The sequence below is a fragment of the Chryseobacterium mucoviscidosis genome (assembly GCF_002177115.1).
Taxonomy (GTDB): domain Bacteria; phylum Bacteroidota; class Bacteroidia; order Flavobacteriales; family Weeksellaceae; genus Chryseobacterium; species Chryseobacterium mucoviscidosis.
Genome location: NZ_MVAG01000081.1, coordinates 1 through 22,735, shown reverse-complemented (window position 1 = coordinate 22,735; position 22,735 = coordinate 1). Strand labels below are relative to the sequence as shown.

The window sequence follows — 22,735 nt, the reverse complement described above, 5'->3', positions numbered from 1 at the left end:
AATGATTGCAGAGAAGATTATTTTAGGAATCGACCCGGGAACAACCGTGATGGGTTTTGGAATTATTTCCATAAAAAAAGGAAAAATGGAAATGATTTCCATCCATGAATTATTGCTGAAAAAGTATCCGAACCACGAGACCAAACTTAAATATATTTTTGATAAAACTTTGGCGCTGATTGACGAATTTCATCCTGATGAGGTTGCTCTGGAAGCTCCTTTCTACGGAAAAAACGTTCAGAGTATGCTGAAACTAGGTCGCGCACAAGGCGTTGCGATGGCGGCAAGTCTTCACAGGAATATCCCGATTACAGAATATTCTCCGAAAAAAATAAAAATGGCGATCACCGGAAACGGAAATGCCAGTAAAGAACAGGTTGCAGGAATGCTCCAAAGTCTTTTAAATCTCAAAGAATTTCCCACAAAATATCTCGATGCCTCCGATGGATTGGCTGTTGCGGTATGTCATCATTTCAATTCCGGAACGATTGCAGATACAAAATCTTATACCGGCTGGGAAAGCTTTTTAAAACAAAATCCGGATCGGCTGAAATAAAAATCACTCACAGATAAATATTTTGTGAGTGATTGATTGGTTTACTTTGTTTTGTATTCTTCGGGGGTAATTTTAAAATCGGCGGTCGGTTTTCCGTTTTTATCATAGTAACTATATACCATGGTAACATCATTATCCCTGAATTCTTTAATCTCCGGCGAAGTTTTAATAACTCTTAAAGCTCCTTCTTTTGCATTGTTTTTAAAAACTTGAATTTCTTCAGGACTTACACTTTCTTTTACATCGTCGGTTAGGGTATAATTATATTTAAAAATTTTTCCCGGCTGTACAGAAACGCTGTCGAGACGCACTCCGTCGGCAAGATTCTGAGGTGTCGTTTTGTTGATGTTTGCGGCAACTTCTTTCAGATCATCATCTATCGATTTTTCTTTGGTACAGGAAGTAAGCGCAAACGCAGCCATTGCCAGAGAAAGGCAGATTACATTTTTCATATTTTGATATTTAGTGATTATACATAAAGATAAGAATATTTTATTTAATAAATTTAATTGATTGATTTACAACAAAATAATAAAACAAACCTATATACTTGGTAAAACATAATACTATCTTTTACATTGTTATGATTTTTAGTAGTACATTTGTATAAATTTTCTATCATGAAAAACAACCAACAAACTATAAATCAGGTGAATCATAAAATAAACTGGTTCCAAAAGTTTCTGATGGTGTGTTCCGGAGGAAACATTCATATTCTGAGAAAAACTCCGAGCGAATGGAACAAATTTGCGGGTATCGGAGGAATTGTACTTTTTACAGCTGTATTCGCTACGCTTTCCGCAGGTTACGCGATGTATACGGTTTTCGATGACATCTGGACAGCAATTGGCTTCGGTGTTTTATGGGGTTTAATGATTTTTAATCTGGACCGATACATCGTTTCTTCCATCAAAAAAACAGGAACATGGTGGAATCAGATTTTAATGGCAATTCCCAGATTAATTCTGGCGACTTTTTTAGGAATTATCATTTCTAAACCTCTTGAACTTAAAATTTTTGAAAAGGAAGTAAACAAACAACTGAATACCATCATTCAGAGAAATAAAAAACAGCTTCAGGGTGAGATGAACGGAAGAATCCTTCAGCAAAGCGGACCTTTTGAGACTGAAAAGAAACAAATCTCCGATAAGATTGCCAACTATCAAAAATCGTATGATTCCGCTTCTGTAGAGCTTGAAAAAGAAATTTTAGGAAAGCAATCCGGATTAACCAGCGGGAAAGAAGGTTTCGGTCCCAATGCAAAACGAAAGCAGGAACTGAAAGAACAGAGAAGACTCGATCTGGAAAATTACCAGAAACAGGTTGCTCCCAGACTGGAATATTTAGATAAAGAAATTTCTAAGGTATATACCAATTTAGAAACAGAGAGAAAATCTACCGAGACTTTTGAGGATAAATTCAATGGTTTTGCAGCAAGATTACAGGCTTTGGACGAGCTGGGAAAAAATTCAGCCATCATCGGTTTAGCTGCCGCTTTTATTATGGGACTTTTTATCTGTCTTGAAATTTCTCCGGTTTTGGTAAAACTAATTTCCCACGTCGGACCTTACGATTATCTTTTAGAAAAAACAGAAAATGATTTCAGATTATATTCAAAAGAAAAAGTGGAAAAAGGCAATGCTTTAACAGATTTCAGGATCGAAGACTTTAAAGATAAACTTCAAAAATAACCTATTATTAGTAACAATATAAGCCTTTCAGAAACCTCTGGAAGGTTTTTTCATTAATATAACAAAAATATGTAGAATAATATCTACCTTTACAACACCTAATTAAAACTAATTTATTCGTCATGAAAAAACTTGTATTAGGATGCACATTGCTATTGAGCATGGCATCTACTTCTGTTTTAAAAGCACAAGCTTCAGAGCCTTTTTTAGGGCAAATCGCATTCGTACCTTACAATTTTGTTCCGAAAAACTGGGCTGCCTGTAACGGACAGCTTTTACCAATTTCGCAAAATCAGGCTTTATTTGCACTGTTAGGAACCACTTACGGAGGAAACGGAACCACAACATTCGCTTTACCTGATATGAGAGGAAGGGTTTTGGTACACGAAGGACAGGCTCCGGGAGGACCTACCAACTACACGATGGGACAAAGCGGAGGAACAGAATCTGTAACACTTCAGGTGACACAAATGCCGCCTCACTCACACACGGTAAATGCTGTAACCGCAGAAGGAAATCAGAATTCTCCTACGAATAATCTTCCTGCCGATACAAAAGGATTAGATAAAGAATACTCTGATGCTGCTGCAAATACAACCATGAAATCTACGATGGTAAACCAGACAGGAGGAGGACAGCCACACGAAAACAGACCACCTTTCGTTACTCTGAAGTGTATTATTGCTTTACAAGGTATTTTCCCGTCACAATTCTAAAATATCAGCATGAAAACTCTTTATCTTTTATGTCTTGCTTTGGGCGGTTCTGCCTTTGCACAGACGATCACCTTTAACGGTTGTCATAATATATTTGATAATCAGAATTTTGTTTTTACAAAAACGGGTGTAGACGCCTTTAATAAAGGGATATATATTACAACACCTTTAGACGGACAACCTTGTGGCGGCTTAGGAACCTGCGAATTTAAAATTCAGTGGAATAATACATTAAGCAGATGGGAATTCCTTGCTGATGAAGGATACGGAACTTTTTCAAGCCCAAACTTAATTTACTATAATTCTACGGGTAACAATAATTTCGTACAAAATCCACCATCAATTACTTTTGGAACCTGGGTTGAGAATACATCATTTACATCACAAGCGGGAGGTTGCGGAGGAAATCTTACGACTTCTAATGCGACCATGACGGGAGATTTGCACAGTACATCTCTTGCGGCTTCAGATGTCAGAAACAATGATTCTAAAATTCAGATCTTCCCCAATCCTGTTGCTGAGATTATTAAAATTTCAGGGATAAAAGACGGAAAATCTGTTCAGATCTATAATATGGCCGGACAAATTGTAAAATCTGAAGAATTTAATGAAAAAGTAAACGTTTCTGAACTAAGCGCAGGAATCTATCTTTTGAAGATTAATACTAAAAATTTCCAGACTCACGAATTTAAGTTTGTGAAAAAATAAAATTTTATTATATGTGATAAGCCTTCGCCAAAAGCGGAGGTTTTTTATTGAAAATTAAATAATTCACAACTTTAAGATTTTTTAAAAATGAGAAAATATTTTTTATATATTTGATATGATACAAATCAAAATTAATCTATTATGAAAAATCTTAAAAAAATTTCAAGACAAAGCTTAAAAAGCATTAAAGGAGGATTCAAAATGTGTGATGCAAACCAGGAAAACTTCGGATGCGGAGATTCATCTATTTTTTGTTGCGGACCTGGAGGATGCAGAAGAATTCAGGATCTTCCGCCAGGATCTTGTATCGTTTCTCCGTTTTAATAAGATTAGAAGCCATTGCTTTTGCAGTGGCTTTTTATTTTTATATAGGCTAAACTGAAGTGAATTTATAAAAAGATTAAAAAGGCTACCTCAACATTGAGATAGCCTTTAAGTATATTTAATCTATTATTACAAAGAATAATTCGGAGCTTCCTGCGTGATGATGACATCGTGCGGGTGAGATTCTTTCAATCCGCTTCCTGTGATCATTACCATTTTTGTATCGTTTTGTAACGCTTCAATATCTTTAGCGCCACAATATCCCATTCCCGCTCTCAGACCTCCTGTTAACTGGAAAATCACTTCTTCCAGAGATCCTTTGCTTGGAACTCTTCCTTCGATTCCTTCCGGAACGAATTTCTTAGCCTCACTCTGGAAATATCTCTCTTTTCCTCCTCTCTTCATCGCAGAAAGACTTCCCATTCCCTGATAGGTCTTGAATTTTCTACCCTGGAAAATAATTTCTTCACCCGGAGCTTCATCAGTTCCTGCCAAAAGCGAACCTAACATTACGGCTCCTGCTCCACTGGCAATCGCTTTTACGATATCTCCGGAAAGCTTGATTCCTCCGTCTGCAATTACAGCTACGTTCTTTGTTTTCGCATATTCGTAAACATTGTAAATTGCGGATAACTGAGGAACTCCAACTCCTGCAACCACTCTCGTTGTACAGATTGAACCGGGACCTACTCCTACTTTTAGAACATTTGCTCCGGCTTCGATTAGATCTTTAGCCGCTTCAGCCGTTACGATATTTCCTCCAACGATATCCAGATCAGGATAAGCCTGTCGGATTTCTTTAATTTTATTTAAGACTCCGATGGAATGTCCGTGAGCTGAATCGATTCCGATGATATCAACACCAGCTTTTACAAGTGCCTCGATTCTTTCCAGTGTATCTTCACCTACTCCTACTCCTGCTCCAACGATTAATCTTCCGCTCTGATCTTTGTTCGCATTTGGATATTCTAACTGATTGTCGATATCTTTAATGGTAATTAATCCTACCAGTTTATTTTCAGCATCTACGATCGGAAGCTTTTCCACTCTGTTTTTAAGAAGAATTTCTTTCGCTTTCTCCAGATTGGTATTTTTATCAGAAGTAATCAGCTTTTCTTTCGTCATGATCTCTTCCACCTTCATCTCAAGATTTTCCTGATATTTTACATCTCTGTTGGTAATGATCCCGATTAAAGTATTTTCGGCATCTACTACAGGAAGTCCGGAGATTTTATATTTCGCCATTGTTTCTTTAGCCTGAGCCAAAGTATGATCTTTTGAAAGGGTAACAGGATCTGAAATCATTCCGTTTTCCGAACGCTTTACACGATTAACCTGTGCAGCCTGTTCAGCGATCGTCATGTTTTTATGAATAAATCCCAAACCTCCGACTCTTGCCAGTGCAATTGCCAGTTCAGCTTCTGTAACGGTATCCATTGCAGCGGAAACAATCGGAACATTAAGCGTAATTTTGTCGGTAAGTCTTGATTTTAAAGAAACCTGATTAGGTAAAACTTCTGAATAAGAAGGGACTAGAAGCACGTCATCGAAAGTGATGGCTGTCTCTACAATTTTGTTATGAATAGACATCTTTACTTTCTTGCAAAATTAAGGTATTTTACCGAAATACGAAAATCGATTTTCATAGTTTAAATAAAACTTAATAATCAATAACTTAAATCAAAAAACCGCTCCTTTTTACGGAACGGTAGTTTGTATAAAAAAACAATTTAGTAATATGATTTGATGATATATTGCTATTTATCGGATGCCGATGAAATCATTTTTGAAATATCATTGGCTGTAAAATTTCCCCGAACATCCACAAAAACCAACTCTTTATCTGAATTTACCGTAATCAGCATATTTTTAATAACATCATCTTTCTGTTTCACCCGGATATTTACATTTTCTCCGTCATGTTTTATGGTTGCCCATTCTTCATAATTATTGTTATTTAAATACTTCGCAAAATCATTCAGCATCGATTTATCTCCGTTTTCAACAGTCAAAACTTTAATTTTTGAAACTTTCCGGATCAGGCGGATTACCTCTTCATTATCTTCACCATCTTCCCTCAATGCTTTTTTAATCATGGGTTTTGCTAAAAACATCGGAACATTAATGGTCGTAAATTTTGCTCCTTTAAAATCGTTCCCGGAATCTGAAAAGTAAGCCATTTTACCGGCTCCCGAAGAAACTATACAGGATTGTAACATGAACATCGCACAGGCGATAAGAAAAAGGTGTTTTAATATTTTCATGGCAATTTGGATTTAAATTAAATTTTTAGTTGATGGGTTTTAAACTTCCGCCTGACATTTTGCTGATGTCTGAAGTAATTTCCGGATTTCCTCTGTATCGGATGGTTCCGCCTGATGAAGCCTTCGCTTTTAATTTATCTACCGCATTTACAGAAAGGTTAGATCCCGAAGTAGATTCCGCTTCCACTTGATTTGCCTGAAATGCTTCGCCTTTACAAACCGCACCGCTGCTTACATCAAAAGCTGCTGTTTCTGCCTCACCTTGAATACTTGCATCTGACCCGCTTGATCCTTTAAATACTAAGCTTCTGGAATTTACTTCAACTTTCACGCTTGTTCCTGAAGACGCTTCCACTAAAGCATTATTTGAAATATTGAATTTCCCTTTTACTACAGAACCTGAAGATGCATCAATGGTAAGGTTATTTTCTTTTACAGAATTAATCGTGGTAAAAGTTGCTCCCGAAGACGCTTTAATGTTATCCATTCTTGGCGAAGAAACGTTGACACTGATGTTTTTAAATTTTAAATTTTTCTGTCCTTTGTTATCAACATACACTTTCAGAACGCCGTTGTCAACTTTTGTAATAATGTACTGAAGCTTATCGGCATCGGCAATTACCTTTACATTGGTAGGACTTTCCTGCTTGAACACCAGATTAACACCCGTACTCACCTGAATTCCAGAGAATTCGCCTACATTTCTGGATTCGCCATTCAGATAAGAAGAGGTATTTTCCGAAGTGAGGTTATTTCTGGTATTGGTAACCGGATTTGTTTTTGTTTCTGTAGAATTGATGATTTTATTGATATCATTCATCGAAAGTTTTCCGTCCAGTTTTACAAGGATATTTTCCTCTCCTCCGCTATCGATGCTCAATAACAAATCATCCAAAATTCCGTTTTTCTCTTCTGCTGAAAGAAATTTTATTTTAGCCCCGTTACTGTTCATTGTCATGATTTCACTGTACTTAAGATTGCTTAAATAAGAAGAAATGTCTTTGTTGATTTGCGACAGTTTCTGTCCTTTCGCAGAACTTCCGTCCTGTGGTTTTTCGGCAATGAAAACTTTCAGTCCGTTAATTTTGGATAATAACGGTTTTATCTGATCCAGTTCAGCATCTCCAAGATCCAGACTGCTCAGCATTCCGAACATCGGTTTGGCAATTTTAATGGATGTTACTCCCTCTACTTCCTGATATTTATCAAAAAGCTGATCTAACTTATCTTTTTCCTGCCCGTAAATATTAAAGAAATGGGAAAAAGCGAGTGCGAATATTATGAATACTTTTTTCATGAGTCAATTTTTTATTTTGGATTATTAGTGCCTGATCAGGTGCATAATCTTTTAAGGTTAATTAATAATCGTCATCCACGACGGTTGGTTTTGCTAATTTTTCACTAACGTTATTTGCAAATATTTGAAATGAATACTTAGTCACATTAATCGCTTCTTCTACATTTTCGATTCTTTTTCCGTTAACGATAACGTAAGAATCTTTATATCCTGTAGAATCTGAAGCTTTAGAGGAGTTATATACATACTTCGGCTTTCTTTCTTTCTTCAGCCTTCCTCTTTTCGGTAAAATTTCATCCAGATAATCTTTCTCGGCAACCGGAGTTTCATGAAAAACTGAATCTTTTTTCGCTCCGGAAACTGAATCATTCAGCAGGTTTACCGCTACCTGTTCCGTATGTTCACTGTTTTCTTCGATGAAATTATCTTTTTGATTCTTTACCTGGTTTTCAACCAATTGTGCCTGATTTTCCACGTTTGCATTTTGATTATATTTAAATATCAATCCAACACTCAAAAGCAAAACTACGCTTGCAGCCATCCAGAACCATTTCGGGAACGATGGTTTTGTTTTCGTATCGATAGGGACGATTGGCGTTATATTTTCCTGAACCTCATCATTTTTTTCTTCCGTTTTTTTCAGAAAATCATTAAAATCCCAGTTCATTTTTTCTTCCTTTAAATTCTGGAAGATTTCTTCGTATTTATCTTGAAATTTGTCGTTGCTCATAGCTCATCAATTGTGAAATTTGTTCTTTTACTTTTTGTCTTGCCCGCATAAGATTCACTCTTACTGCATTTTCCTCCATTTCCAGCATTTCGCCGATTTCCGAGACTTCATATTCTTCTACATCCTTCAAATGGATTACCATTTTCTGTTTTTCCGGAAGCTGATTAATGAAACCAATGATGTGTTCCTTTAAATTATTGACTTCCATACTGTAAAGTTCGGAACGGTGAAGCTGCATATCTGCAAATCCCAGCTTTACATCGTGATGTTTCAGTCTGTTCAGGCACTCGTTCCGGACCGACTTCAGAGCATAGGATTTTAAATTCCCAAACTGCTCCAGTTCTTCTTTCTTCTGCCAGAATTTAATCATAAGATCCTGCACCACGTCTTCTGCTTCATCACTGCTCATGACAAACCTTTTCGCAAAGCGATACATCTCATCTTTGAGAATGAATACCGTACTTCTGAAAGTTTCTTGGGTCATAAGTTTTGTTTCTATAAGTAAGACAACCGGATTTTACATTTTATTACATTAAAAATAAAAAAACTTCAAAAAAATTTGAAGTTTCCTTTATTGATCGTATTAATACGCATCAAAAATATGTTTAAAAATAGCCTTATCCTCATCCGTTAAAGGCACTTTTCTTCTTGCCATTGCCCGTTCTGCAACTTCGTAGGCTTTGTCTAATTTAAATTTCTCATCGCCTTTAAAACCGCCCCAAGAAAAACTTTCAACCAAATTCGGAGGAAAACCTTCTTTGAAAATATTGGAAGCGACTCCAACTACAGTTCCTGTATTCAATTGGGTATTGATTGCTGTTTTGGAATGATCCCCCATAATTAAACCTGCAAACTGTAATCCTGTATCTTCGAAAGATTTTGTTCTGTAGTTCCACAATTTTACGTGACCGTAATTATTTTTAAGATTGGAAGAATTGGTATCTGCTCCCAGATTACACCATTCTCCGATCACCGAATTTCCGACAAAACCGTCATGACCTTTATTAGAATAGCCAAAAATGATGATATTATTCACTTCTCCGCCCACTTTGCAATGAGGACCAATTGTTGTTGCTCCGTAAATCTTCGCGCCTAAATTAAACTTAGACTCTTCACACAGCGCAATCGGACCCCGAAGATTACAGCCTTCCATCACCTCAGCATTTTTCCCGATATAGATTTTGCCTGTTTTTGTATTGATGGTCGAAAACTCAATCTGAGCTCCTTCTTCTATATACAGATCTTCTTTATTTCCCAAAAATCCATTGGTTGAAGAAAGTTCCTGAGAAACTCTGCCTTTCGTAAGCAATGCAAAATCGAAATCTATAGCTTCTTTATTATAGGTAAAAAGATCCGTCGGTTTTTTAAAGAAAATAAGTTCTTCCTTAATGTCCGTCATTTTCTCGATCTGATGCAGAGAAAAACCATCCATATTGATTTTTGCAGCGACTAATTCATCTTCATACACCAATGCTTCTCCCTGTTTCAGGTCTTTGATCTGCTGAATAACATTTTCTGTCGGTAAAAAATTCGTCACCAGAAAAAGACTCTCTTTTTTTGCAGGCTCAGGAAATTTTCCCTGCAGATACATCTCCGTGAAGAAAGAAATTTCGGTGTTTTCTAAAATTTTCTGCCATCTTTCAGAGAAAGTAAGGATTCCGCATCGCATTTCTGCAACGGGACGTGTAAAAGTAAGCGGAAGAAAATCTTCCCAGTATTGTGCATCTGAAAATACTAATTGCATCGTTCAGTTTTTAGTTTAAAATTCAATGTTTAACGTCTAAACAAAAATACAACAAAAAAGTCCTCCGGAAACCGAAAGACTTTTAAATATTGTGGCAACAAAAAATTACTTAGCGAATTTTTTGTATTTGTTCATGAACTTATCAACTCTACCTGCAGTGTCAACTAACTTCACTTTACCAGTGTAGAAAGGGTGAGAAGTTGAAGAGATTTCCATTTTAATCAATGGATATTCTTGTCCTTCGTACTCGATAGTATCTTTTGTTTCTGCAGTAGACTTGCAAAGAAACACCTCGTCGTTACTCATATCTTTGAAAACAACAAGTCTATAATTTTCTGGGTGGATTCCGTTTTTCATAATACAATTTTTAAAAAATTAAAGTTTGCTTTCGAAATAGTAATGGATATTTCTCTGCTAATTTTAGGGTGCAAAAATACAATAATTTTTTAAAATTACAAATAGACGATCAATATTTTTTTCTTCATAAGAAATTCAAAGTATTTTCGTTAAATTTGAAATCTATTTAAACTTTAATTTCGATGAAATTCAAATTATTACTGGCTTTTTCTTTCTGGATGCTTGTTATGGCTGTATCTTGTAATAAGGACGATATCAGTTTCGATGCTCCTTCGCAGGAATTAAGCTTTTCCAAAGACACGGTTTTCTGCGATACGGTTTATCATCAGGTTCGTTCAGAAACGTATGCGGTAAAAGTATATAATAATGAAGACAAAGACATTCTGATCCCTCGAATTCACCTGCAAAAAGGGGCAACTTCTCTGTATAAGATCAATGTGGATGGGAAACCGGGATATGATTTTAAGGATGTCCCGTTAAGAAAAAAAGACAGTCTTTATATTTTCGTTGAAATTGCACCGGAAGCGAGCGGTCCTGAAGCGATTGCCGAAGATAAAATATTATTCCAGAGCCCAGTCGGACAACAACAGGTTGTATTGTTCTCCGTGGTTCAGGATGCGGAATTTTTTATAAAAACACCTACAAATCCGAACATTATTACTTCAGATGCAACATGGAATAACAATAAGGCTAAAATTATCTACGGAGATTTAACGATTGACCAGAATGTTATCCTGAATATTCAGCAGGGTACAAAAGTGTATTTCCACAAAAACAGCGGAATGAAAGTACTTTCGGGAGCCACACTGAACATCAACGGCACTTTAGCCAACAATGTTACGCTTCGCGGAGACAGAAATGATCCTGCATACGATACGATTCCTAAAAACTGGAATTCTATTAAAATGGAAGCCGGTTCTACGCTTAATATGAATTATGCAAGACTTTTCGGAGGAACAAAAGGTCTTGAGATGAAACAGACCAATGCCAATATCAGCAATTCTTTTATCCATACGTTTCAGGAATATGGGATTTATGCCGTTGCTTCTACCATTACTGCAAAAAATCTTGTGATGAATAATTGCGGAGAATCTGCGGTAGGAATTTTCAAAGGAGGAACGCATAATTTTACCCACTGTACGATTGCCAATTATTCGGATCTTCTGCATTCTTATAACCGAAACGGAATTTTAGCCACCAACGAATGGACGAATGCATCCGGAGTGAAAGAATACGGAGCACTGATCTTTAATTTAAGAAACAGCATCGTGTATTCCGACCGTGACAATTCGGTTAATTTTGAGCAGACCCCGCCAAACTTATTTAATTTTACCATTCAGAACTGTCTCATCAAATATTCCGGAACTTCGGAAGCCGGTTTTGATTTCAATACAAGTCCGGGAGTTATTCAGTCTCTTAAAAATTTAGATCCGCTGTTTGTTAATTATTTTGCAGCCCAGATGAATCTGAGAGTAAAACAGAATTCTCCGGCAATAGGAAAAGGAAGTACAACTGTTGCGGCAACCGTTCCAACGGATATCGCAAATGTATCGAGAACTTCAAATCCTACAGTGGGAGCTTATCAATATTTTTAAAAAATGGATTTTGATATTGTAAAAATCGGGGCTTTTGCTGTATTGATTATTGTGTATATCATGGTAAGACAACTTCTGAAAAGATTTGCAGATTTTACCGAGAACATCGGAAATTCTGTCTATCATGAAGAAGAAATAAAAACACTGGAAGCGAAAATAATTGTATTAGAAGAAAAGATCAATAACAAACCATAAATGGAAATTACACATCTGCAGCGGCAAGTTGACGAATGGATCAAAACCATTGGTGTTCGTTATTTCAATGAACTGACCAATATGGCAATGTTGACGGAAGAAGTAGGCGAAGTAGCGAGAATCATCGCCAGAAGATATGGAGAACAAAGCGAGAAGGAAAGCGACAAAAGTAAAGATTTAGGCGAGGAATTGGCAGATGTTCTGTTTGTAACGTTATGTTTGGCCAATCAGACCGGAGTTAATCTGCAGGAAGCTTTTGACAGAAAAATGAAGATCAAGACGGATCGCGACAAGAACCGCCATCAAAATAATGAAAAATTAAAATAGCTGGATGCCGGAAGTTGGAAGCCGGAAGTTTTTAAACCAAACTTTTCACCTCCATCTTCCAGCTTCGAGCTTCCAACTTAGACGAACAATGAAGAAGCTAGAAAAATCAAAATTACAGGAAAACAAAACCATACAGATCAGCGGTTCGAAAAGTATTTCGAATCGTTTGTTGATTTTAGAAAGTCTGTTTAAAAATATAGAAATCGGGAATCTGTCGAATTCTCAGGACACGCAATTACTGAAAAAAGCTCTATCTGAAGATTCGGATATCGTGGATATCCATCACGCGGGAACGGCGATGCGTTTCCTTACTTCCTATTATTCTATTCAGGAGGGAAAGACAACGATTCTTACGGGTTCCAAGAGAATGAAAGAAAGACCAATTAAAAATCTGGTTACCGCTCTGCAAAATCTGGGTGTCGAAATCGAATATCTGGAAAATGAGGGATTTCCGCCTCTTAAAATTCAAGGAAGAAAAATTACGGAGACCAAAGTGGATGTTCCGGCGGATATTTCCAGCCAGTTCATCACCTCTCTTCTTCTGATTGCCGGAAAACTGGAAAACGGACTGGAAATAAATCTGGTTGGCAAAGTGACTTCACGGTCTTATATTGAAATGACGCTCAATATTTTAACCCGATTCGGAATTAAAAGCAGCTTCACAGGAAATACCATAAAAGTTGAATCATTCATCAATTATAATTCATCGATCATGAATTATGAAGTGGAAAGCGACTGGAGTTCGGCATCTTACTTCTACTCTTTTGCTGCGTTGGGAAGAAAAACCATTCATTTAAAAAGCTTTTACAAAGAATCTACACAGGGAGATTCGGCGATTGTAAAAATTTATGAAGAATTTTTCGGAATTAAAACGACTTTCACGGAACAGGAGCATAAATTAACGCTTGAGCCGATTGAAGGATTTGAATTTCCCGAAAAGATTGTTCTGGATATGAATAATTGTCCGGACATCGCTCAAACACTTTGCGTAACTGCAGCAGCCCTGAAAATTCCTTTTGAAATTTCAGGATTGGAAACTTTGCGTGTAAAGGAAACCGATCGTCTTTTAGCTTTACATAATGAACTAAAAAAGCTGGGTACGGAAACAGAATTTACAGATTTGACGATTAAATCCATTAGTTTCAACGAACCTCAGGAAAATATTTCCATTGCAACGTATCAGGATCACAGAATGGCGATGAGCTTTGCGCCGTTTTGTTTAATAAAGGAACTGACTATTGAAGAGGAAAATGTAGTGGAGAAATCGTATCCGATGTTTTGGGAGGATTTGTATGAACTTTTGGAAAAATAGTTCAAATTTGAAATGAGTACTGAATCCGACAACTTTTACAGAATCAATAAGATTGCTAAAATATTCATTATAATTATTTTAGCATTTTGCATATCAGTAAATGTGATTGAGATTATTAGTTTATATGAATTTGTAAATATTCAACATCGTATATTTGTTATTATAATCTTGGCAATATTTATTGCAAGTCTGTCGTATGAAAATTGTTTTACAACAATTTTATTATTAATTTTCAATACATTGTTTTGGAATATTATTATTAACGAAAGAAAAGATTTATCTTGGTATGACGATCCATTCGCTCATTATAATTCTGTTCTAATAAGCTTTGCTAATCAGTTCGGTACTATTCTTAGAATATTTTTATATAAAATTATACGCTCGCTAAACTTTTTAAATAATCTAATAATCTGGATAATAATTATACCATATAGAATTTATAAATTTTACTTACGCAAAAATGTCACAACATAAAACCATCATCATCACCGGAACTTCCTCAGGAATTGGTTTCGTGTTAGCAGAATATTTCGGGAAGAAAGGTCATAAAGTATATGGCTTAAGCAGAAAACACACCGAAAGTCAGTATTTCAAATCGATTCCGACGGACGTTACAGATAATGAAGCCGTTCAAAATGCGATTGCTGAAGTCTTGAAAACAGAAAACAGAATCGATGTTCTCATCAACAATGCCGGAATGGGAATGGTAGGAGCCGTGGAAGATTCTTCAAAAGAAGATATTTTAAAATTATTTAACCTGAATTTGGTCGGAGCTGTACAAATGATGAGCGCCGTGATGCCGAAAATGCGCGAAAATAAATTCGGACAAATCATCAATGTTTCCAGTATCGGAAGTGAAATGGGACTGCCTTTCCGAGGATTTTATTCGGCTTCAAAATCGGCTTTGGATAAAGTAACGGAAGCAATGAGATACGAAGTTTATCCCTGGAACATTCACGTTTGTTCGCTGCATTTGGGAGACATCAAAACAAATATTGCAGAAAACCGGGTGAGAACAAAAGTTTCAGAACCTTACAAAAATGTTTTCGATAAAGTATATGCTTTGATGAATTCTCACGTGGGCGACGGAACAGAACCTCTGGAAGTTGCAGCATATGTAGATCAGCTTTTAAGCAAAAATAAATGGAAAGCACATTATTATTTTGGTAAATTCGGACAGAAAATCGGAGTTCCGTTGAAATGGATCCTTCCGCAGGGAACTTACGAAAATCTGATGAAGAAATACAATAAACTGGCTTAAATTGAGTTGAATGATTGGACGCATTGTCATTCTGAACGGAATGAAATGCAGTGAAGAATCTTTTTGTATTTTTATAGAGATTCTTCATTCCGCTTCACTATATTCAGAATGACAAATTGAAATTAATTCTAAAAATATTTTTTGTACTGTTTTGCGTTTTTGTACAGGCGCAGAAGAAGCATTATTTCCTGATCGATTCTGAAACCAAGGTGAAGAAAAAGGTAAAAGATTCTGCTTCAGCAGTGAAGTTTCTGGATTCTCTGGCTCAGACCAATTACTTTTTCACCCAGTTGAAAGAAGTCAGAAAAAAAGGTGACAGCACAGAAATATTTTATGACAAAGGGAAGAATTTCAACCAGACTTACGTCAATCTTTCAGATTCAATTTCAAATAAAACAAAGATTCAGAAAGAATTTTTCACTAAAAATTTAGATTCAACAAAAAGGAGCATCAACAAAAAGTACATTGATGAAGGCTTTGCATTCAGCAGGATAAAATCCAAATATAAAGGTCAGAAAAACGGCTATCCTGTTGTAGAGCTCGACATCAACAAGAACGATAAAAGAACCATCGACGGTTTTGTGGTAAAAGGCTATACAAGCGTTCCGAAAAGATTCATTAAAAATCTGGAAAAGGAATTTAAGGGAAAAAATTATGATGATAAAAACCTGATTGCCATTAATAAGTCTTTCCAGAGTCATCAGTTTGTTGCTTTGGAGCGTCCTCCGCAAACCTTGTTCACCAAAGATTCCACGAGCATTTATCTTTTCATGGAAAAGAAAAAAACCAACAGTTTTGACGGGGTCATTGGTTTCGGAAACGATAAAACGGATAAATTTACCCTGAACGGAACTTTGAATGTAAATTTCAGAAATATTTTCAACAGTTTTGAACTCATCAATCTTTACTGGCAGAGAAACCCGGATAAAGGGCAGACTTTTGATCTTCAGACCGATATTCCTTACCTTTTTAAATCCAATGTGGGTCTGAATATGAAGGTGAATATTTTCCGTCAGGATTCTACATTTGCCAATGTAAAGGCACTTCCGGCATTTTATTACCATCTGAACTCCCGAAATAAACTGGGACTGAGAGGAACTTTCGAAAGTTCCAGCATCATCGATACGTTGTATGTTCAGGGTAAAGATTACAATAAAAAAGGAATCGGAATCTGGTTTGAAATGGTAGAACCTACCGATATTGATCTTTTCCTTTACAAAACAAAAATAAATGCCGGATACGATTATTTAACGACCACTTATACCAAAGACAATATAAAATCTCCGCAGAATCAGTTTTACTTCTTTGGAGAGCACAATTATCATATCAACGGAAATCATTTCCTCAACATCAAAGCGGAAGGAGCGATGATGGATTCTAAAATCGACTTTTCTGCCAATGAATTGTACCGTTTCGGAGGCTGGAATTCCATGCGGGGTTTCAATGAAAACTCTCTCGCCGCCGATTTTTATTATTACGGCAGTTTAGAATACCGTTATCTCATCGGAAGTCAGGCATTTTTTGATGTTTTCGGGCAGTACGGACAGCTCAATAATAAATCTCTGAATGTGAAACCTAAACTCTACAGTGTCGGGCTCGGTTTTAATTTCTTTATTCCGATCGGGTTGATGAGTTTTCAGCTTTCCAACGGTAACGAGTTCGGAAATCCTTTTAAATTCAATGATATTAAAATCCACTGGGGAATTCTGAGCCGGTTTTAAAAGGTATTTTTAGCTGATTATTTTTAAATAGATAAACAAAAATCTCATGCAAAATTGTGTGAGATTTTTCTTTTCGTTGATGCAAATTGTAAAAATTCAATAATTCAATCATTAATTTAACATATCATTTACATTTATAAAATACTGATTATTAAATGGTAATAATAAAAATTTATTATTAAATATTTTTATATTCAATTTAAAATTATTAACTTCACGAAACTAAATATATCACCATGAAAAGATTTAAGTTCACTTTAGCTTTGTCTTTAGTCGCAATTGCAGTATCTTCTCACGTAAGCGCACAAGACACCAACACAGACAATCACACAATAACGATCTCCGTTCCGGAAGTAGCTTTGGTAGATATTGAACCTGCCGCAAGCAAAAATATTACTTTAGGATTTACAGCACCTACAGAAGCCGGAAACCCTATCGTAGCAAACGCAGCCAATACTACTTTATGGCTTAATTACTCTTCCATAAAATCTGTGGCAGATCCTACCCGCAATGTTTCCGTAAAACTTAATGCCGTCATTCCGGGAATTGATATCAATGTAACCGCTGCTGCCGCAACAGGTTCCGGAGGAGGAACTTTAGGAACACCTTCTGCACAGCTTACTTTGAGTGCTGCAGACCAAACCATCATTTCCGGAATCGGAAGTGCATATACCGGAAACGGAGCCAATAACGGACATAATCTTACCTATGCTTTAGCTGCCGGAAGTGGTCCCGGTGGAGTTGCTGCTTATGCAGATCTTACCGCTGCAGCTACCACTGTTGCTACGGTAACCTACACCATTTCGGATAACTAAAAAAGGAATTTCCCCAAATAAAGACAGGAAGAAGTTGCAGAAATTTCTTCTTGGTCTTGCACAGTCTTTTGTCAAACTTAAAACTTTACATACAATTATGATAAAGCAGATCTTGCTATTTTCTTTTTTGATGCTTCAGTTTGTGTTTCTGAAAGCAGGAATTGTAGTACTGAACGGACTTTCCCATACGTATAAAGTAGAAAACGGAAAAATATACAAAGGCAAAATTGCTATTGAAAATACAGGAAGCCAGTCTCAAAGTGTAAAATTATTTCTTCAGGATTTCAGTTATCAGTCAGATGGAACCATTCAGTATTCTGCTCCTCATACGAACGTTAAAACCAATACAGACTGGATTAAAATGAACACCAATCTGGTTACGCTTAAATCCAAGGAAAAAACAGAAATCTATTATGAAATTACCGTTCCTGATCATCTTTCTGAACCCGGAAGCTACTGGAGCGTTATTATTGTAGAACCTGTGGAAGAAATAAATCCTAAAGAAAATAAGCAGGGTGTAAACATAACTTCAATTATCCGGTATGCAGTACAGGTAATTACAGATCTGGATACTGATAAAGCAAAACCTGATCTTAAATTTGAGGGAATAAAAATTGAAAAAGAAAACGGAAAACAGATTGTAAAGGTTGCCATTTCTAATAAGGGAAATCTGTATTGCAAACCGACGGTGGTAATGGAAATGTATGATAAAAAGAGCGGACAGAAAACAGGAAGTTTTACGAGTCAGGCAATGGGATTACTGCCACAAACCTCAAAATCTTTTCATATTGATCTTGAAAAAACGCCTCCTTCTCTTTATAAGGCGGTTCTTATCGCAACAGACGAAGATGAAAATGCTTTTGCCCTCAATGTGGAATTAGAAGTAAAAAATGATTAAAAACTGTGCATCATATATTTTTATTTTATTTCCGGCAGTATTTTTTTCCCAGACAAAAAATGGTATTGGAAAAAAAGACAGTCTGATGCCGGGAATCACCACTTCTATTCCATTTGCACTGGAAAATAAGTTTTCCGAAAACAAAATTTACAATTTCACTGTAGAAACTTCCAGCCAAAATATCATTCCCATTTTAGCGAAAGGAGAAATAAAAATGTCACCGGAAGAAAAAACAGTTTATATTGTTCCGGTAAAAATTGCATCCGAAACTCCTCAGGGAACATATAAAATTACTCTTCATGGAACCGAAAGCAAAACAGGCGATCAGTTTTCCAATGATTTTGAATTTGCTGTTTCGGGAAATCGAAAACTTTTACTATCGACTTTAAATGCTCCTGAATTTGTAAGAGCGGGAGAAACAATTTTTTCTACATTTCTGCTAAAAAACAACGGAAACTTTAAAGAAAATTTAATTCTGGAAAGTAAAAACGAGCTGATTGATCAGGAAAATTCATTGATTTTATCTCCGGGTGAACAGAAAATAATAACTGTATCAAAAAAAACCAATCCGGATTTAAGTAAAAATGAATCTCAAAACATCATACTTTCCGTTTACTCGCGAGAACATCCGAAAGAAAATCTATCTGCTTATGCAAGTGTGAAGATTATTTCAGTAAAACCATCAGAAGAAGATGTCTTTCACAGGCTTCCTGTTTTTGCTTCTCTTGCTTTTACAGGAATGGAAAACCGCGGCGATTATCAAAACGGATTTCAGGGTGAAATTTACGGTAAAGGCAGTCTGGATAAAGAGAATAAAAATCTGGTGGAATTTCATGCAGTAACGAAAAATCCTGTTGAATTTAATTCTTTCACGAAGTATGAGGAATATTTTGTGAATTATAAAAGACAGAACCTGTACATTCATCTCGGAGATAAAAATTATTCCTCTTCATTTTTAACGGAATATGCAAGATATGGACGTGGTGCAGAATTTAGGTTCGATATCAGGAAAATAAGTTTCGGAGGTTTTTATAATCACCCCAGATTTTTCAGAGAGATTCAGGATGAATTTAATGTGTATTCTAAATTTAAAATCTCAAAAGCGTCTGAGATTACAGCGGGATATTTATATAAAATTCCCCGTAAAGACCATCAAACATTAAGTTTTAGTAATTTCAGGCTGGATTCTGATGCACAGCTTCCGTATGTAACCGGAAAATTTCAATTAAATAAAAACATAGAAGTTTCCGGAGAAATCTCTTACAGCAAAACTCAACAGACAAAGGGAAATGCTTTCATGATACAAACGGTTGCGAATTTTAATAAAATCAGCGGAAATATAATGTATATGCGTACAAGTCCTGAATATGCTGGATATTTTAACAATACGAGTACATTCAACGGAAATATTCAGTACAGGATTTCAGAAAAAATAAATATTCTTGCCAATTTTGTTCAGGATGCAAAAAATTTTCAGCGCGATACTCTTTTTCTTGCTGTTCCTTACAGAAAATACCTTCATTATGGGATTCAGTACAGATATGCGAAAACAGGATCTTTTACTATTTTTAATGGATTTCAGCGATACGAAGACCGACTGAGTCCAAAGGAGTTTGATTATAAAGAACAGTTTTTCAGAATCAGTATCGATCAGCAGCTCGGCATTTTTCAATTCAATGTAGAAGGACAATTCGGAAAAACAAAAAATTACCTTTTGAATTTTTCAGGTAATTCAGGTTTTTATACAGCAAACATCGGCTTTGAAAAATTCAGAACTTCATTCAATATCTATGGAAGTTATACCGTTACTTCAAGATATCAGATGCAAAATCAGAAGCAGGTTTATTACGGAGCAAGAATTCTGAGCAGGATTTCTCAAAAGACAAGTTTTAGTTTATTTTATCAGAACAATTATATGCCTGAAGAATATTTTGCCGACAGAAATTTATTTGAAGTCTTGTATCATCAGGAAATTTTTCGGGGACATGAATTTGATCTCTCCGGAAGATATACTTTACAACGCGGAGAACTGGGAAATAAAGATTTTATCTTTTCTCTTCGCTATACGGCAAGATTAAATATTCCCACGCAAAAAACAGCGGATTACATTACGCTTTCTGGAACGATTATTAATTTAGGCGTGAAAAAAGTGGACGGAATAAGAATTCTACTGGGGCAGTATTTATCTGTAACGGATAAGAATGGAAATTTTGTATTCAAAAATGTAATTCCCGGTGATTATATTCTGGACATCGATCGTTCTACAACGGATATTAATGACATTTCAGACATTAATCTTCCTGCTTCTTTGCATTTAGCCAATAAAGAAAATATTTTCAATTTCGGATTAACCACAGCTACAGGAATTCAGGGAAAAACTGAGTATTCGGAAAATACACAATCCAACTTCATCGGATTATCCAACAAAAAAGACCGTAAGAAAAAAGAAAATATCATCATTGAAGCTACAAACGGAAATCAGATTTATCGCAAAATAGTAATGATCGGAGAAAATTTCGATTTTACCTATTTAAGACCCGGAGAATGGAAAGTGAAAGTTTACAGAAACGGATTGGATAAGAAGTATAAAATTCTCGTAGAAAATTTTAATCTTACACTAAAACCTTCAGAAATTAAAAATGTAATTGTACATATTATAAAGCAGCAATCGGAAATAAAATATCAGCAGGAATCCATTAAAGTAAGTTATAACGAAGTAAAAAATCAAAAATGAATGTTCTGAAACCTTTGTTTTTATTATTTCTCATGATTTCCTGTGATTTTTTTTCTCAAACGACAGGAAGCCGAAATGTTGCTGTTGCCCTACCTGTCGTAACACTTATGGATATTGAACCTTCCGGAACGATCAGTTTAAATTATACTGCCCCAACAGAGGCCGGAAATGCCATAACAGCGCCCATTGCAAATACATCAAAATGGATTAACTATACTTCAGCCATTGCCCCTTCCGGATTATCACGCAGAATCACGGCATCCGTTAACCAGATCATTCCGGGAATCGATATTAAAATTCAGGCAGCAACAGCATCAGGTTCAGGAGGAGGAACATTAGGAGTTCCATCTGCACAGATTACTCTTACAACAGCAGCTCAGACTATAATCAGCGGTATTGGAGGTGCATTTACAGGTAACGGTTCCAATAATGGGCATCAGTTAACAATAAGTCTCGTAACCAATAATTATTCCAGCCTGAACTCAAGATCGAACACGCCGGTTATTATAACCTATACCATAACAGAATAAAGTTAAAATGACTGATTTAAAAAAATTTATTGTTAAAAATATATTCATTGTGATTATGACTGTATTTTCTAAGTCATATTCACAACGCACATTAACTGTCGGGGGAACAAACTGGACGGTAACAATTCCATCTATAACTGAAGCGGGAAGTAATTACCAAGGAACATACGAAAGTTCTCCAAGTCAGATTATATTAGCCGCAAGTGTTCCATTATTACTCAGCAGTGGTAAAGTTAGTATGCACTATACAGCAAATCCTGTCTGGAATCCGAATCTCACTTTAAGCGCAAGAAGAACCGGAGACGGATCTACAACTTGTCTTTTATGTACTATTTCCGGAGGAACCACATACACCACAATTCCACTGACAACAGATATCGAATTATTTAGAATAACTGCTGTGTTGGCTCTCGCTGCTTATTCCAATATTCCCTTACAATTACAACTTTCCGGAGTGTCTGTTACTCTTCCTGCTACAAATTATAATAGCCAGATTGTTTTTACAATAAGTGCTCTGTAGAAATTTTCTTTACCGAATACAGATCATATTTTCAGGAGCTTATTCCCGCTATCCACTTCTACTCCTCGCGCCCAGCTTTCCTAGCTAATGCCTTCTTTCCCCCCATCACGCTGCGGGGTATCAGTTTCTATCGGGGCTATGAAACTGCGAATAGTAATGAGTAATGAAAGATAATTGATGAGTGATCATTGATGAAAGATAAATGATTATATCCTCCGGCCTATTTACTTGTTACTTTTCTCTTGTTACTTGTTACATTGTTCTATTTCCTTTTCTCCTGGTTCTTTTTACTTTTACCTTGGTTCTTTTCACTTGGTTCTTTCCTTTGATAAGGGATAGATTAAGATGAGAGATGGAGAGTTGTACGCAAAAAAAAAGTCTCATAGATTAATTTCTATGAGACTTTTAAATAAAAACTGGCGGCGACCTACTCTCCCGCT

24 protein-coding genes are annotated in these 22,735 nt (G+C 36.1%); 16 read left to right on the top strand and 8 right to left on the bottom strand.

The window, feature by feature from the left end; all coding sequences use genetic code 11:
• Position 1: 1 nt before the first annotated feature.
• Entirely contained in the window at positions 2-556 is a 555-nt protein-coding gene (ruvC, locus tag B0E34_RS04320; protein WP_076396396.1) for a crossover junction endodeoxyribonuclease RuvC, read from the top strand.
• Between the two features lie 41 nt (positions 557-597).
• Here the strand turns inward: ruvC and B0E34_RS04315 are convergent, their stop codons facing one another.
• A complete protein-coding gene (locus B0E34_RS04315; protein ID WP_087707121.1) occupies positions 598-1,008 on the bottom strand; it encodes a DUF8479 domain-containing protein in 411 nt (136 codons plus the stop codon).
• A 168-nt stretch (positions 1,009-1,176) separates the two neighbouring features.
• On the opposite strand from B0E34_RS04315, the gene B0E34_RS04310 reads away from it, so the two are divergent.
• The 4 genes from B0E34_RS04310 to B0E34_RS04295 all read left to right on the top strand — a co-directional run bounded on the left by B0E34_RS04310 (position 1,177) and on the right by B0E34_RS04295 (position 3,995).
• A complete protein-coding gene (locus B0E34_RS04310) occupies positions 1,177-2,247 on the top strand; it encodes a DUF4407 domain-containing protein (protein WP_087707118.1) in 1,071 nt (356 codons plus the stop codon).
• Positions 2,248-2,369: 122 nt separating this feature from the next.
• The gene (locus tag B0E34_RS04305) at positions 2,370-2,963 is read left to right on the top strand and encodes a phage tail protein (protein ID WP_087707115.1); all 594 of its coding nucleotides are present in this window, start codon (positions 2,370-2,372) and stop codon (positions 2,961-2,963) included.
• 9 nt (positions 2,964-2,972) lie between these two features.
• Complete coding sequence (locus B0E34_RS04300; protein ID WP_087707112.1) at positions 2,973-3,671, top strand: T9SS type A sorting domain-containing protein; 699 nt, start codon at positions 2,973-2,975, stop codon at positions 3,669-3,671.
• A gap of 141 nt (positions 3,672-3,812) precedes the next feature.
• Positions 3,813-3,995, top strand: a complete 183-nt coding sequence (locus tag B0E34_RS04295; RefSeq protein ID WP_087707109.1) for a bacteriocin-like protein — start codon at positions 3,813-3,815, stop codon at positions 3,993-3,995.
• 129 nt (positions 3,996-4,124) lie between these two features.
• On the opposite strand, the gene guaB is transcribed toward B0E34_RS04295, so the two are convergent.
• The 7 genes from guaB to B0E34_RS04260 all read right to left on the bottom strand — a co-directional run bounded on the left by guaB (position 4,125) and on the right by B0E34_RS04260 (position 10,387).
• Positions 4,125-5,585 carry an IMP dehydrogenase gene (gene guaB, locus B0E34_RS04290; protein ID WP_076396406.1) on the bottom strand — a complete coding sequence of 487 codons (1,461 nt, stop codon included), beginning with the start codon at positions 5,583-5,585 and terminating at the stop codon, positions 4,125-4,127.
• 167 nt (positions 5,586-5,752) lie between these two features.
• Entirely contained in the window at positions 5,753-6,259 is a 507-nt protein-coding gene (locus tag B0E34_RS04285; protein ID WP_087707106.1) for a DUF4252 domain-containing protein, read from the bottom strand.
• Positions 6,260-6,284: 25 nt separating this feature from the next.
• Complete coding sequence (locus tag B0E34_RS04280; protein ID WP_087707102.1) at positions 6,285-7,556, bottom strand: DUF4252 domain-containing protein; 1,272 nt, start codon at positions 7,554-7,556, stop codon at positions 6,285-6,287.
• A 61-nt stretch (positions 7,557-7,617) separates the two neighbouring features.
• Positions 7,618-8,286, bottom strand: coding sequence for a hypothetical protein (locus B0E34_RS04275; RefSeq protein WP_087707099.1), 669 nt, complete (start codon positions 8,284-8,286; stop codon positions 7,618-7,620).
• Positions 8,261-8,770, bottom strand: coding sequence for a GFO_1088 family ECF-type sigma factor (locus B0E34_RS04270; RefSeq protein WP_076396412.1), 510 nt, complete (start codon positions 8,768-8,770; stop codon positions 8,261-8,263). The genes B0E34_RS04275 and B0E34_RS04270 overlap by 26 nt, the downstream gene beginning before the upstream one ends.
• 99 nt (positions 8,771-8,869) lie before the next feature.
• A complete protein-coding gene (locus B0E34_RS04265) occupies positions 8,870-10,030 on the bottom strand; it encodes a GlmU family protein (protein ID WP_087707096.1) in 1,161 nt (386 codons plus the stop codon).
• A 105-nt stretch (positions 10,031-10,135) separates the two neighbouring features.
• Complete coding sequence (locus B0E34_RS04260; protein WP_002976190.1) at positions 10,136-10,387, bottom strand: type B 50S ribosomal protein L31; 252 nt, start codon at positions 10,385-10,387, stop codon at positions 10,136-10,138.
• Positions 10,388-10,569: 182 nt separating this feature from the next.
• On the opposite strand from B0E34_RS04260, the gene B0E34_RS04255 reads away from it, so the two are divergent.
• The 11 genes from B0E34_RS04255 (at position 10,570) to B0E34_RS04200 (ending at position 22,295) form a co-directional block, all read left to right on the top strand.
• Positions 10,570-11,982: a hypothetical protein gene (locus B0E34_RS04255; protein WP_087707093.1), complete on the top strand. Its 1,413-nt coding sequence runs from the start codon at positions 10,570-10,572 to the stop codon at positions 11,980-11,982.
• 3 nt (positions 11,983-11,985) lie between these two features.
• Positions 11,986-12,177, top strand: coding sequence for a hypothetical protein (locus tag B0E34_RS04250; protein WP_087707091.1), 192 nt, complete (start codon positions 11,986-11,988; stop codon positions 12,175-12,177).
• On the top strand, positions 12,178-12,504 hold the full coding sequence (locus B0E34_RS04245; protein WP_087707088.1) for a nucleotide pyrophosphohydrolase: 327 nt from the start codon (positions 12,178-12,180) through the stop codon (positions 12,502-12,504).
• 88 nt (positions 12,505-12,592) lie between these two features.
• Entirely contained in the window at positions 12,593-13,816 is a 1,224-nt protein-coding gene (locus B0E34_RS04240) for a 3-phosphoshikimate 1-carboxyvinyltransferase (protein ID WP_087707085.1), read from the top strand.
• 460 nt (positions 13,817-14,276) lie between these two features.
• Positions 14,277-15,077 carry an SDR family oxidoreductase gene (locus B0E34_RS04230; RefSeq protein WP_087707079.1) on the top strand — a complete coding sequence of 267 codons (801 nt, stop codon included), beginning with the start codon at positions 14,277-14,279 and terminating at the stop codon, positions 15,075-15,077.
• Positions 15,078-15,193: 116 nt separating this feature from the next.
• The gene (locus B0E34_RS04225; RefSeq protein ID WP_087707076.1) at positions 15,194-16,798 is read left to right on the top strand and encodes a BamA/TamA family outer membrane protein; all 1,605 of its coding nucleotides are present in this window, start codon (positions 15,194-15,196) and stop codon (positions 16,796-16,798) included.
• A 236-nt stretch (positions 16,799-17,034) separates the two neighbouring features.
• Positions 17,035-17,613, top strand: coding sequence for a hypothetical protein (locus B0E34_RS04220; protein WP_087707073.1), 579 nt, complete (start codon positions 17,035-17,037; stop codon positions 17,611-17,613).
• A gap of 97 nt (positions 17,614-17,710) precedes the next feature.
• Positions 17,711-18,511, top strand: coding sequence for a WxL protein host-binding domain-containing protein (locus tag B0E34_RS04215; RefSeq protein ID WP_087707070.1), 801 nt, complete (start codon positions 17,711-17,713; stop codon positions 18,509-18,511).
• Complete coding sequence (locus B0E34_RS04210; protein ID WP_087707067.1) at positions 18,504-21,245, top strand: hypothetical protein; 2,742 nt, start codon at positions 18,504-18,506, stop codon at positions 21,243-21,245. The genes B0E34_RS04215 and B0E34_RS04210 overlap by 8 nt, the downstream gene beginning before the upstream one ends.
• On the top strand, positions 21,242-21,775 hold the full coding sequence (locus B0E34_RS04205) for a hypothetical protein (RefSeq protein WP_087707066.1): 534 nt from the start codon (positions 21,242-21,244) through the stop codon (positions 21,773-21,775). Before B0E34_RS04210 ends, B0E34_RS04205 begins: the two co-directional genes overlap by 4 nt.
• Positions 21,776-21,830: 55 nt before the next feature.
• Positions 21,831-22,295, top strand: a complete 465-nt coding sequence (locus tag B0E34_RS04200) for a hypothetical protein (RefSeq protein WP_087707227.1) — start codon at positions 21,831-21,833, stop codon at positions 22,293-22,295.
• Positions 22,296-22,735: the final 440 nt, after the last annotated feature.